The organism is Nostoc sp. 'Peltigera membranacea cyanobiont' 232 (genome assembly GCF_002245985.1).
GTDB lineage: Bacteria > Cyanobacteriota > Cyanobacteriia > Cyanobacteriales > Nostocaceae > Nostoc.
Genome location: NZ_NOLK01000023.1, coordinates 49,497 through 61,874 on the forward strand (window position 1 = coordinate 49,497; position 12,378 = coordinate 61,874).

The following is a 12,378-nucleotide window of genomic DNA, read 5'->3' on the forward strand; positions in this document are numbered from 1 at the left end:
GTTGAGAGCATCGTGGTAAATCTTTGCTTAAATCGGATAATTTTTGTCAGGATGGTAGTAAAACTTTCGGATTAGTTTGAGATTTATCTAGCTCCAAAGTTTCTACCAACTCTAGCCTTTCTATAGTTTGATAGCGATCGGAATTAAAGTACCAATCTAGATTGCCACGTATCCAGGCATACATTCCTGATATATATTTTGCAAGTTCCGCATCTAATTCTTCTCCAAAAGAGGGTAGAGATGCTTCTAATTTAATCAGTTCTTGTACCTCTCGATCGTGGATTTCGATTGCACGCTTAATCGCTAGTTCTAAAGGTATTTGCTGTTGATAGTGCAATACCAATACTAAATTGTGAACATCACCACTTGCCATTTCTCTAGCATACGAGAAGATATCATTACACCAGGCAAGAATATTAATTATCTTCTCCTTAAGTTTTTTGAAGATGTCGTGCTGTCGTAAAATATCAGGAATCAGCAATTGATCGCAAAATTCAATCAGTACTACGGTAAGATCCCCTGCTGAACTTAAGTTCCGGATTCTGATATAAGTATCAATATCCGGTATAATTTCCTGTGCGCGGTTACTTGCTTCCTGTACACATCCGGCGAAGTATTCCTCAAAGCTACAAACAAAGTGATGGAACCATTTTATGCTCCCTATTTGGAGCATCCGTTGTCGGAGGTCACTTAAAGCATAGCTAAGGTGTATATCGTTGCTTTCAAGTTCCGTTCCATTTAATATTTCAATAAATCTCTTGTGAAAAAGCTTGAGTACTTCAGGTTGTTGGCCTAAATCTGACATATCACATTGATCATCCCAAATAAACAGCCAACTGAACAAATCACTAGCGATCTTGATTTTTTCCAGATCGCAGTAAGGATAAGCACCTGCTACTAACTTAAAAAAATTTGACTTAGTAAAGCGTCGATAGACTGATTCATTTGCTAGTAAGTTAAAGCGAGTTACCCATTCCAAAGCAGACTCTTCTAAAATATCAACATGCTTATTGATATGGGATGAAAATGGGCAGTATAAATCAGAGGAAAGTAGTTCCTTCATAGAAATATATTAGTTTGCAGTAAAGAACATGAATTACAAGAGAACAAAAGCGATATATTTTTTAAGTGTCTCTAACGGAGATTTTTGAAAAATTCACTATAACTACACGTTTTCTATAATGTGTAAATATAATTTACATCTCTATAACTGATACGTAAACTTAATATGAATATTTCAAAGATTACTGCTTATTGTTCAATATTTTTTAGCTAAAAATAACCGAGATTATCCTGAATTATAAATTTTTTTTAAAAATAGATATAGTTTTATTAAGAACATAATACATACTGTTGACTAACTGAATAAGTTCACTTATGGCATCAATAATATTGTTCTAACTAGCACAATTTTTATCGAAAGACAAGGGTAATAACAACTAATCTTAGAGCGATCGCCTTCATTCAAGAGGATCTTCAACTCTAGTGAAAGTGCAGATTTGGGATTGATGTCGATGATGTAGCGAGCGCTCCTATGGTCGTATAGAGCAATTTGGTGTGAGAATGTTGCTGTTATCAGACTTTTTGGGAACTATAGGATTGTCAGAGAATAAAATTGTCAGTCCGTCTGCGAAAAAAAGTAGAGGTGACTTAGCTGCGATCGCAGGGCAATAGTCAACAATAAACAAGGAATTAACTTAATTTAAATATATGAATTACAAGCCATCTTTACAAATACTTAATCTACCAGAAGATAGTTTGATTTTAGTAGTGGATGATACTACTACAAATTTAGAAATTGTCTTTAACATATTAACGAATGTTGGCTTTAAAGTTGCTACAGAAAATGATGGAATTAGGGCAATAAAGCAGGCTGAAAATAGACTGCCTGACTTAATTTTATTAGATGTAATGATGCCAGGATTAGATGGATTTGAAACTTGTCAAAGGCTGAAAGAAAACTTAGCTACTTGTGATATTCCAGTAATTTTTATGACAGCAAATTCTGATACTGATAGTAAAGTAAAGGGTCTAAATATAGGAGCAGTTGATTACATCACTAAACCCTTTCATGAAGAAGAATTATTAGCTAGAATTAAAACCCATTTGCAATTACGAAATCTCACAAAAACTTTAGAGAAACGAGTTGCAGAAAGGACGGCAGCGTTGTCTAGGGTATTAAAAGACCTACAAGAGTCTCAACTTCAGCTTGTACAGACTGAAAAAATGTCTGCCCTTGGTCAATTAGTAGCAGGAGTTGCTCATGAAATTAATAATCCAGTTGGTTTTATTCATGGCAATCTCGGACACGCTTCAGTATATTTCCAAGACATGATTAACCTCATCGATCTCTATCAGCAGCACTATCCTAATCCAGTTCCAGAAATTCAAGAGGAAATTGCAGCGATAGATTTGAAGTATATGCTTTCCGATCTACCTAACTTAATTTCCTCAATGAAAGAGGGTGTTCAGCGCATTCGTAATATTAGTACCAGTCTGAGAACCTTTTCTCGCGCAGATAGCGATCGCAAAGTTTATTGCAACATTCATGATGGCATTGATAGTACAATCATGATTCTTAAACACCGCTTAAAAGCATCTGAGGATCGACCCGAAATTCAAATCATTAGAGATTACGATAATTTGCCAGATTTAGAATGCTTTATTGGACAACTAAATCAGGTATTTATGAATTTATTAGCCAATGCTATTGATGCTTTAGAGGAGTCTAATATAGGACGGACTTATATTGAAATTGAAGCAAATCCTAATCAAATTCTGATTCAGACCACTCTCACTGAAAACAATAATCATATTTTAATTAGAATTAAAGATAATGGGGTGGGAATGTCGGCTGATGTCCAGCAAAAAATCTTTGAATATTTATTCACCACCAAGCCTGTGGGTCAAGGTACAGGATTAGGATTATCAATTGCTCGTCAAATTGTTGTTGAAAAACATGAAGGAACTGTGGAGGTAAATTCAGCACTAGGAAAAGGTTCAGAGTTTATTATTAAACTTCCTATTGCATCATTTACTAAATAGTGTTTTGAGACTATTAGAAATCATTTTCGTCCATAGCTTGCTTTAAATTAGTAGTAAGGTATCCTAGTATTTCCATCAAAAACCAATACATAATTAAAATATTTCTGGCAATTTTGGAACTACAAACTTCTAGAAAAATCATTAGTACTCTATATAGATAAATTTATGTTTAAAACAGTAGTAGGTCACAGTAACGATCCCGATTCTCTATCAGCAGTTGAAGAAGTTCTTCAACAATGTATCAGTTCCCTTGGAGCAGATATACCAAAAGCTGGGATTCTTTTTTCTGCAATTGACTTTGAACATTCTCTTATTTTGCAGCAAATTCATCAGGTTTTTCCGGGGATTGAGTTGATTGGTGGAACAACAGATGGAGAAATTTCTTCAGTTTTAGAGTTTCAGCAAGACTCAATCACCTTGATGTTGTTTTGCTCAGACGAAGTTGAAATTTATGCAGGAGTCGGACGCAAAGTTTCAGGCGATCCAATTGCTGTAACTAAACAAGCTGTAGAGCAAGCCAAAGCAAAAAGTACTGCAACTCCCAAGCTATGTTTAACTCATCCAGAGAGTCTTACAATTAGCGGTGTATCTATATTGAATGGTTTAAAGTTAGCTCTTGACCAGCATGTGCCAATATTCGGTGGTTTAGCAGGCGATCAGTCCAGATATCAAAATACATATCAATTCTTTCAAACAGAAGTATTAAGTGATTCTGTACCAATTCTGCTTTTTTCGGGCACAATATTGTTTTCTCATGGTGTTGCAAGTGGTTGGCATCCCATCGGTCAAATAAGCCAAGTGACTAAAGTAGATAAGAACATACTCTATGAAATAGATGGTAAGCCAGCTTTAGATTTTTATCATCATTATCTAGGGTTAGTTCCTCCTTCAATGGAATATCCTCTAGCAGTATTTGATCGGAATAGAGAAAATTTTTATATAAGAGCGCCTATTGCTTACAATCAGGAATCTGGTAGCATCACATTTTTTGCAGATATTCCCGATCGAGCTGTTATTCAAATTGCAGAAGCAGGTTATGAAGATATTTTGGCAGCTTCCAAAGCATCATTTATGAATGCCTTAGATAATTATCCAGGTATAGAACCAAGTGCTGCTTTATTTTTTTCATGTGTAGCTCGTCGGCAAATACTTGGTACGAGAGCAAAAGAAGAATATCAGAATACAAAACTCTGTCTGACTTACCATTTACCTGGTTGTGGATTTTATTCTTATGGAGAAATCGCTCCTATAGATCGAAATAGTCAGACACAATTTCACAATGAAACTTTTGTAACTTTAATTTTGGGAACTCGGTAAAAGCTGATGGAAATTGTGGATTACCAAAAAGAAATTAATGAACTAAAAAAAGCGAATAGAATTATCCAAAAGCAATTAGAACGTTCTGAGGCGGATCGGGTAAAACTAGAAGAGATAAATGAAAAAAAAGAATATTTGCTCAGGAAAGTAATTGCTGAATTAAAGGAATATCAAAACAATTTACAAGAAAGAAGTCACGAACTAGAAATGATGCTTTTTAATCTTCAGATAATGCAGAATAAAATGTCTAGTTTAGGAAGTATTGTTGCCGATGTAGCTCATGAAATTAACAACCCAGTTGGTTTTATAGCAGGTAATCTGACTCCGGCTCAAGAGTATATTCAAAATTTGTTAAATCTGATCGATCTCTATCAGAAAACCTATCCTCAAACATCTCAACAAATTCAAGAAACAATCAAATTGATGGATCTAGAGTATATACGTGAGGATTTACCTAAGCTTATTTCATCAATGAAGGAAGGCACCGATCGCATTTATAATATTAGCAAAAGCTTGCGAACTTTCTCTAGAGCAGATACAGAACAAAAAATCATATTTAACCTTCATGAAGGTATTGATAACACTCTCTTAATTCTCAAACACCGATTGAAAGATAATAAGATTCGTCCAGCTATTCAAGTAATTAAAAATTACGGTAAGCTTCCTCCTTTACCATGCTTTCCAGGACAACTTAATCAGGTATTTATGAATCTGTTGGCAAATGCTATTGATGCTTTAGAAGAATCTATTTCTGGATTGAGTTTTGATGAAATTGAGAAAAATCCCAATAAAATTACAATTCATACTGCTACTGTCCAAACTCAAGATACAAATTATGCATTGATTAGAATTAAAGATAATGGTGTAGGAATATCGGCTGATATTCAGCAAAAAATGTTTGACCATTTATTCACAACTAAACCTGTGGGAAAAGGAACAGGATTAGGATTATCAATTGCCTATCAAATAATTGTCCAAAAACATAGAGGAACTCTAGAAGTAGAATCTGTGCTAGGAAAAGGTTCTGAATTTATCATTAGCATTCCCATCTCTTAAAATAGTAAATTTAATTTGAGTTTAAATCAAGATTTTACAGTTCATAAATGATAATTTATTATGCTTTAAAAGAAACAAAATTAATTTATGAAAAACAGAAAATTTTTCTCCTGATTGTAAGCAAGCTGATTTATTTTCATGGTGAGAATGGGATGTAACCTAGAAGAGACTTTGCAAAATCGGGAACTATCGCAACGACAAGATTCCGAATTTGTGATCTTCATCACAATTCATTAGAAACAAAAGCAAGCACCAAATACTCTAAAGAAAGATATCCAGCAGTTATTTTATAGACCTTTTGGGGAACTCTATAACTGTAGTTCCAAAATTGTGTCCTCAAAATTCATGACTAATGCACTTAATCATTCGATAGCTACGCTTAATCTTTCTTTAGAACGCGATATATTTTTACGTACATTAATCAGAGAATTATCTGGTACTTTGCAGGATGTAGTTGGCTTAGAAGAAGCTGCTGGATTTATTAGCGTAGTTGGTGAAAGGATGGCTAGGCAGATCAACCAAGATTACAAATCCGCCCTGGAAGTCTCTAAACTTTCCCGTAAGCAGGTCGCTGATGTCTTGATTGATTTAAAAAGACGAATTCAAGGCGATTTTTATATTATTGAGCAGGATGATGAAAAAATTGTCTTTGGCAACCGCGTCTGCCCTTTTGGGGAAAAAGTGCTAGATCGCCCTGCCATGTGTATGATGACTTCAAACGTTTTTGGGACGATCGCAGCTAATAATCTGGGATATGCGAAAGTAGAATTGCAAGAGACCATAGCACAGGGTGCTTCTGGATGTAGAGTTATTGTTTACTTAAAATTTACAGAAGAGGCAGAAGATGCAGAAGGTAGAGAATACTTTAGAGGACTAGAATCTGTGTAAACTCTTCATCGCTAAAACAACCCCAATATACAAGCTTGAGTGCAGATATGTAAATTAGAATCGAACCATGAAATTGGAAGCCTTATGACTCCTGAACAATTTCTTGAATTTGCCAGAGTTTTACCAGAACCTTTACTCCTGGTGAGTGGAGACGGTCAGTTGTTAGCTACCAATCAACCAGTAGCAGAGATCCTGGGGTTACGCCGTCAAGAACTACCAGGAAGAATGCTCTTTGAACTTGTAACTCAGTCTACTGAGGATGTTGTCAAGTACCTGCAAGCCTGTTCAAGTAGTAGAGCAATGGTTATTGGCTCTTTGACTTTACGAAATAATGATGGACAAATGTTAATATGTCGTAGCCAAGGAGCCGTTATTCAACCTTGGTCTCCTGAATCTTCAGCTTTAATTCTCTTACGCTTAGAAAATAGAACTTTAGCCAGCAATAATTTTCTTCTTCTAAACCAGAAAATTGATGAGTTAGCAAAAGAAGTGCAAAGACGTAAAGAAGCAGAGGAAGCACTCAAGGAAGCTAATCAAGAGCTAGAAATTCGGGTTGAGGAGCGTACAAATGCTTTACAAGAAACACTAAAGGAACTACAACTTACCCAAACTCAGCTTATCCAAGCCGAGAAAATGTCTAGTTTAGGACAGATGATCGCTGGTATTGCTCATGAAATTAATAACCCCGTGAGTTTTATTCATGGGAACCTTCACCACGCCCAGAAATACACTCATGATTTACTGAAATTGGTGGAAATTTATCAACAAGTTTGTCCAAATACTCCCGAAATCCAACAGGAGCTAGAAGAAATAGACTTAGAGTTTCTGATTCAAGATATAGCTAAACTCTTCCAGTCAATGACAGTGGGAACAGAGCGAATTCAGGAAATTGTTAAATCACTACGTAACTTTTCCAGACTCGATGAAGCCGAACTTAAGCAAGTTAATATTCACGAAGGAATTGATAGTGCTTTAATGATTTTGGAGCATCGACTGCAAGCTAGGCATGAGTATCCAGAAATTCAAGTCATCAAAAAATATAGTCAACTACCCAATGTAATTTGCTATCCTGGTCAACTTAACCAAGTATTTCTGAATATTCTTGCTAATGCTATTGATGCACTGGAGGCGTTGGCAGCCAATTCACAAATAACTGACAATCAAAAGCAGATAAATAATCATCCCAAAATTAAAATCAAAACTCAGGTAATCGATGAAAAATGGATAGCGATTAGTATTGCTGATAATGGTTTGGGAATAGATGAACAAGTTCACTCAAAGGTATTCGATCCATTTTTCACTACTAAACCTGTAGGTAAAGGCACGGGACTAGGGCTATCTGTAAGCTATCAGATTATAGTTGAAAAACATGGCGGACAACTTAGCTGTTTTTCTGTTCCAGGGAAAGGCGCAGAATTTGTTATCAAGATACCTATTAACTCAGCCTCATAAAGTTTAAGTTATGGCAATCTTATATCAGGTTGCGCTTTATTTGGGTAGAGTTCTATAGGCACATCTTCATCCAGTAAGAGGATTAAAAAAATATAATGGCTTGTGATTAACTGAGTTACAAAACGTAAGACTAAAAATCAGATATAAATAATTTCTATCTCCTGTCTCCAAAGCGGTAGCTTTGTACTTCAGGCAAAAAACTGCTGTATGACAAACACCTGTCTGCTAATTAGCAAACAGGCGTGTCTTTGATAACAAAGTTGTACTGAGACTCGGTTAAATCTTAGCGGTAGAATCAACTGAGGGTTGAGACTGACTAACCGAATCTAACTTTGGCAAAAGCAGTAGATTTTGTGCTTTGACATTACTGTTGATTGTTGCTTGCAAAAATGGGGTATGGGAGATGGAATTGTTCGCCAATGTAAACAGTGGATTCGACAAAATTCCTGCTATGGAAGTAGCAATTAATGTTACCACCAACCCGACTTGCAAGGGTCTTAGCCCAGGCAAATCCCAACGCACTTGTGGATAATTCTTCACCGCGTCGGACATTTCATGGGGTTCTTTGACTACCATCATCTTAACTACGCGAATATAGTAGTAGATGGAGACGACGCTGGTAACTAAGCCCAGCAAGACTAACCAATAAAGTCCTGCTTGCCAACCAGCCCAGAATAGGTAAATCTTGCCGAAAAACCCAGCCAATGGTGGAATACCACCCAAGGAAAGCAGGGCAATACTCAACGCCAGTGTTAGGAGTGGGTCTTTTTGATATAAACCAGAGTATTCGGCAATCTGGTCGGTTCCTGTCCGCAGTGAGAACAGGATGATGCAGGTAAAGCCGCACAGGTTCATGAACAAGTAAACCAGTAGGTAAAATATCATACTGGCATACCCTGCTTGTGTCCCAGCAATCAAGCCAATCATCACAAACCCAGCTTGGGCAATGGATGAATAAGCTAGCATTCGTTTCATGCTGGTTTGAGCTAGGGCGACTACGTTACCCAAAATCATGCTCAGAACGGCTAGAGCCGTGAAAACAAACCTCCACTCGTCAGCAACAAGGGGGAAGGCTGTTGTCAGTAAGCGGATGGCTAGGGCAAACCCAGCTGCTTTGGAACCGACAGATAAAAAGGCGATGACTGGGGTGGGAGCGCCTTCGTAAACATCTGGTGTCCACTGGTGGAAAGGTGCGGCAGAGATTTTAAAGCCAATACCTGCGATCGCAAAAACCAAGGCAATCACTAAACCTAAAGATTGTCCCACTTTTGCTGTGGCAATGCCATTTGCGATCGCGCTTAGTTCAGTTTGTCCTCCAGATAGCCCATACAGCAGTGATACACCGTACAAGAATATTGCTGTACTGGAAGCTCCAATTAACAAGTATTTCAGCGCTGCTTCATTGGAGCGTGGGTCACGCTTAGTATAACCTGTTAGCAAGTAAGAGGAAATACTCAGGGTTTCTAGGGAGATGAAAATCATCACCAACTCACTAGCCCCGGATAAAAACATCCCTCCAAGAGTAGCACTCAGCAAAATAGCGATGAACTCTGCTAATGGGGTGCCGCTCTGCTCGACGTAGCGAATTGACATCAGTATGGTGACAGCCGCAGACAAGGCAATGATGCCGCGAAAGACGATACTTAGGTCATCACCATTAAAGCCACCGGTAAAAGAGATGGGATTAGGATTGTCCCATTGAAAATATAGGGCGACAATCGAAGCAAGTAAACCTGCGATCGCTAGATATCCAATCCAGGGTGCGGATGTACGCCCCAAAATCAAATCAACAATCAAAACCCCCAAGAGGGTGAGAATAACAATCCCCTCTGGTAAAATCGTTCCAGCGTTCAACTGGGATGCAATATTAGCAAAATCCATGAGATGTATAGGTTTTGACGATTAGACATTAAGGCTAACTCTGTTCACTCTAGCAAGTTTTCTAATTCCCGGACTACCTCTTTGAACAAGAGCTTAATATTTAACATTAGGAAAATTCGATCGAGAGGCGACGCTAGAAGCTCTTAGGCTTTATCTGGACTAGGGGAGTCTCGGTAAGCTAATAATTTTCGGTAATATATCCAGAATTTTTCTAAAAAGTCATCTAAAATCTTTTGGTCTCAAAGGTTTTGGGGTAGAGATGTTGATTATTGATGAAGCTGACCGCTTTAAGCCGAAAACTTTTGCCGAAGTGCGTGATATTTTTGACAGGTTGGAAATAGCAGTGATTTTGGTAGGAACTGATCGCTTAGATGCAGTGATTAAGCGGGATGAACAGGTTTACAACCGTTTTCGGTCTTGTCACGGTTTTGGAAAGATGTCAGGGGAAGATTTTAAGCGAACGGTGGATATTTGGGAGAAGCAAATACTGAGATTGCCAGTTGCTTCCAACCTTTCGAGTAAGACGATGTTAAAGACGTTAGGGGAAGCAACTGGAGGTTATAAGCTGTTGTGCTTACAAGTTGCACTCTTGGAGTTATGGGGAGATGGGGAATTGGAAGCTCAAAAAAGGAATTGACGATTTTCCTAACGGTTAATAAAGTGCGAATTAAATACGCGACACCTTAAAACATTTACTCCACTATTATGGCTAAACTCTCATTGTAAGTATTCTTTAGCCCACTCTTGAACTTTGTGCTGATATTGCTTGCTGACTTCATTCATATACTTTGCAGCTACTTTCCGCATATTGTTTTTATTAGGATCTGACTTAACAAAATCTGCAAAGTCACCATTACATTTAAGAAATAATTCTATTGCTGCTGTTAACTCAAGGTCATCTGTGGTACACAATTCATAATGCAAGTGGCCTACTGTAGGTATAGGGAAATTAGTATCTTCTACTTTACTCACCTCAATTCCCACATTACTAAAGCAGCATTCATTAAAGCCAAGTAATTTTATGGCATCAAGATGTCCTTTTCTCAACAGGATTCCTAAAGAAATTTTCTCTAAGTCTTCAGAACATGAAGGTAGCCATAAGGAAGGAAAACCTTTTCCCTCCTTAATATCTCTTAGGTATTGATTCGCGTGTTCTGGAGATGGAATTGCCTTTTGCTGCTTACCCGCTTTCCACGTTGCAAGGCTTTTCACACTTCTGTAGTAACGTAATTCACTCACACCTTATATAGCAATCCTAAATTACATAAAACCTAATGATACATTTATACTAACCTGAAGTTCTTTATTAATCACCAAGAATTTGGTTTTTCACGCACTGCATCAGTGTACACCCTGTTCGGATCTCAAATAAGATTGCTACCTCAAATAGGATTGCTATAGTGACTCCAAAAATTCACGTACAAATGTACTTTCTTCATTTTTAAGCAAATTCTTGGCTTCTGCAAGTATTTCTTCAGCAATAGGAACTTCACCTAGAGCATAACTAATTGCTTCTAAAGCAGCATATCTCACTTCGTCTGCGGGATGCTGTAGAAACACACTGATTATAGAAGCTGCATCCTGAGAATAGACTTCATTTTCTAAAAGAGGACTCAGAAGCCTTGCCACAGCTAGAAGTTGGAAAACACTTAAATTTCCAACCCGTTGCTTAAGAATATTTACGTCTCGTTTGGAAAGTGCAAGATGACCTTCCAAGAGTTCATCTCGAATATCTTCTATTCTGTTCTCAAACTCAGCAATATCTAAATCAGAAAATAAATACAACGATGTATTATATTTCCATACTTTGACTTCTAGCCAATGTCTTTGAGCTTGTTGGCTTGCTTGAATTATTTTGTAGTGTTCATTACTACTACCACTGCTAGAAGTCGGACTCAAAAACTGACCATTATTTGTAGCAAGTAACGTACTCATTTAAAAAGCTCCTCTGTTTTATCAGTAATGCTCTTAAAAAATATTTCGTCTCTGAAGCATCGCAAATTTAATTCAAAAATTTTCTTTATTTCATCATCATTATGGTGAAGATTTACTTGTTGGAAAACATCTATATCAAATATTAAAGGAACCGCTTTCTCACCCTTATCATTTTCGGTTACTTGACCGATTGTTTGATTAATAATTGCTCTTGAGGGTTGATATTCTGGATGGACTACAATTATTTGCATAAAATAGCCTTCCATTATTACCGATAAATTACTCGATATTTCTGGTAATGTTTTTACGTAATTTTTTAGCTCTATAGTTCCTGTTGCAGGTATCATAATTTGGTTTACATACCGTAGAGCAAGACGGACTACTTCTGTCGGAGATGTAATTTGAGCATACTTTTGCCATAACTGATATGCCTCTCCATAAAAGCTTTCCCAACTTTCATAGGGCTTTAACCTACTGAATGTAAAGCCATTTAGTCTAGCTTGAATAATTCTTTTTTGGTCATGAGAAATAAAAATATATCCTTCAGTCTTATTAGATGCTGAAAACAATTGAGAGTTGATTTCATCCGAACTCTCTAAGTTAAATTCAAAACCACCTTGAAGCGCTATTTTCTTTTGAATATTTGGAAAAGAATCTTTAATATTTTCATGAAATTTCAAAAGTTCTTCATGATTAAAATTATCATGAAGATTGACTGTTATATCAATAATGGCTTCGGTGATGGGTGGGTTAAGAAATCTCATTTTTCATTTATTTAGAAACTAGTTTTGGCTTATAACTAAA

At 36.9% G+C, this 12,378-nt stretch carries 11 protein-coding genes; 6 read left to right on the forward strand and 5 right to left on the reverse strand.

Annotated elements, in window-relative coordinates:
* Positions 1-46 precede the first annotated feature (46 nt).
* Entirely contained in the window at positions 47-1,063 is a 1,017-nt protein-coding gene (locus CDG79_RS10485) for a terpene synthase family protein (RefSeq protein WP_094342078.1), read from the reverse strand.
* 647 nt (positions 1,064-1,710) lie between these two features.
* On the opposite strand from CDG79_RS10485, the gene CDG79_RS10490 reads away from it, so the two are divergent.
* The 5 genes from CDG79_RS10490 (at position 1,711) to CDG79_RS10510 (ending at position 7,758) form a co-directional block, all read left to right on the forward strand.
* On the forward strand, positions 1,711-3,045 hold the full coding sequence (locus CDG79_RS10490; RefSeq protein WP_094342079.1) for a hybrid sensor histidine kinase/response regulator: 1,335 nt from the start codon (positions 1,711-1,713) through the stop codon (positions 3,043-3,045).
* A 165-nt stretch (positions 3,046-3,210) separates the two neighbouring features.
* The gene (locus tag CDG79_RS10495) at positions 3,211-4,362 is read left to right on the forward strand and encodes an FIST signal transduction protein (protein WP_094342080.1); all 1,152 of its coding nucleotides are present in this window, start codon (positions 3,211-3,213) and stop codon (positions 4,360-4,362) included.
* Between the two features lie 6 nt (positions 4,363-4,368).
* A complete protein-coding gene (locus CDG79_RS10500) occupies positions 4,369-5,418 on the forward strand; it encodes a sensor histidine kinase (protein WP_094342081.1) in 1,050 nt (349 codons plus the stop codon).
* 345 nt (positions 5,419-5,763) lie between these two features.
* Complete coding sequence (locus CDG79_RS10505) at positions 5,764-6,306, forward strand: methanogen output domain 1-containing protein (RefSeq protein ID WP_094342082.1); 543 nt, start codon at positions 5,764-5,766, stop codon at positions 6,304-6,306.
* A gap of 84 nt (positions 6,307-6,390) precedes the next feature.
* On the forward strand, positions 6,391-7,758 hold the full coding sequence (locus CDG79_RS10510) for an ATP-binding protein (RefSeq protein ID WP_094342083.1): 1,368 nt from the start codon (positions 6,391-6,393) through the stop codon (positions 7,756-7,758).
* 276 nt (positions 7,759-8,034) lie between these two features.
* Here the strand turns inward: CDG79_RS10510 and CDG79_RS10515 are convergent, their stop codons facing one another.
* Positions 8,035-9,639 (reverse strand): NAD(P)H-quinone oxidoreductase subunit N, encoded by a 1,605-nt coding sequence (locus CDG79_RS10515; protein ID WP_094342084.1) that lies wholly within the window; start codon positions 9,637-9,639, stop codon positions 8,035-8,037.
* Between the two features lie 205 nt (positions 9,640-9,844).
* Here CDG79_RS10515 and CDG79_RS10520 point away from each other — a divergent pair, with 205 nt between their 5' ends.
* Complete coding sequence (locus tag CDG79_RS10520) at positions 9,845-10,276, forward strand: TniB family NTP-binding protein (protein WP_223278092.1); 432 nt, start codon at positions 9,845-9,847, stop codon at positions 10,274-10,276.
* Between the two features lie 80 nt (positions 10,277-10,356).
* On the opposite strand, the gene CDG79_RS10525 is transcribed toward CDG79_RS10520, so the two are convergent.
* From CDG79_RS10525 to CDG79_RS10535, 3 genes are all read right to left on the reverse strand, one after another.
* Positions 10,357-10,878, reverse strand: coding sequence for a hypothetical protein (locus tag CDG79_RS10525; RefSeq protein WP_094342085.1), 522 nt, complete (start codon positions 10,876-10,878; stop codon positions 10,357-10,359).
* A gap of 156 nt (positions 10,879-11,034) precedes the next feature.
* Positions 11,035-11,574, reverse strand: coding sequence for a hypothetical protein (locus CDG79_RS10530; RefSeq protein WP_094342086.1), 540 nt, complete (start codon positions 11,572-11,574; stop codon positions 11,035-11,037).
* A complete protein-coding gene (locus tag CDG79_RS10535; protein ID WP_094342087.1) occupies positions 11,571-12,338 on the reverse strand; it encodes a TIGR04255 family protein in 768 nt (255 codons plus the stop codon). The genes CDG79_RS10530 and CDG79_RS10535 overlap by 4 nt, the downstream gene beginning before the upstream one ends.
* Positions 12,339-12,378: the final 40 nt, after the last annotated feature.

Bases quoted from the DNA above. Each gene is read 5' to 3' on its own strand.
- CDG79_RS10510 (WP_094342083.1), top strand. From the start codon at position 6,391: ATGACTCCTGAACAATTTCTTGAATTTGCCAGAGTTTTACCAGAACCT.
- CDG79_RS10530 (WP_094342086.1), bottom strand. From the start codon at position 11,574: ATGAGTACGTTACTTGCTACAAATAATGGTCAGTTTTTGAGTCCGACT.
- CDG79_RS10500 (WP_094342081.1), top strand. From the start codon at position 4,369: ATGGAAATTGTGGATTACCAAAAAGAAATTAATGAACTAAAAAAAGCG.
- CDG79_RS10485 (WP_094342078.1), bottom strand. From the start codon at position 1,063: ATGAAGGAACTACTTTCCTCTGATTTATACTGCCCATTTTCATCCCAT.
- CDG79_RS10505 (WP_094342082.1), top strand. From the start codon at position 5,764: ATGACTAATGCACTTAATCATTCGATAGCTACGCTTAATCTTTCTTTA.
- CDG79_RS10515 (WP_094342084.1), bottom strand. From the start codon at position 9,639: ATGGATTTTGCTAATATTGCATCCCAGTTGAACGCTGGAACGATTTTA.
- CDG79_RS10535 (WP_094342087.1), bottom strand. From the start codon at position 12,338: ATGAGATTTCTTAACCCACCCATCACCGAAGCCATTATTGATATAACA.
- CDG79_RS10490 (WP_094342079.1), top strand. From the start codon at position 1,711: ATGAATTACAAGCCATCTTTACAAATACTTAATCTACCAGAAGATAGT.
- CDG79_RS10495 (WP_094342080.1), top strand. From the start codon at position 3,211: ATGTTTAAAACAGTAGTAGGTCACAGTAACGATCCCGATTCTCTATCA.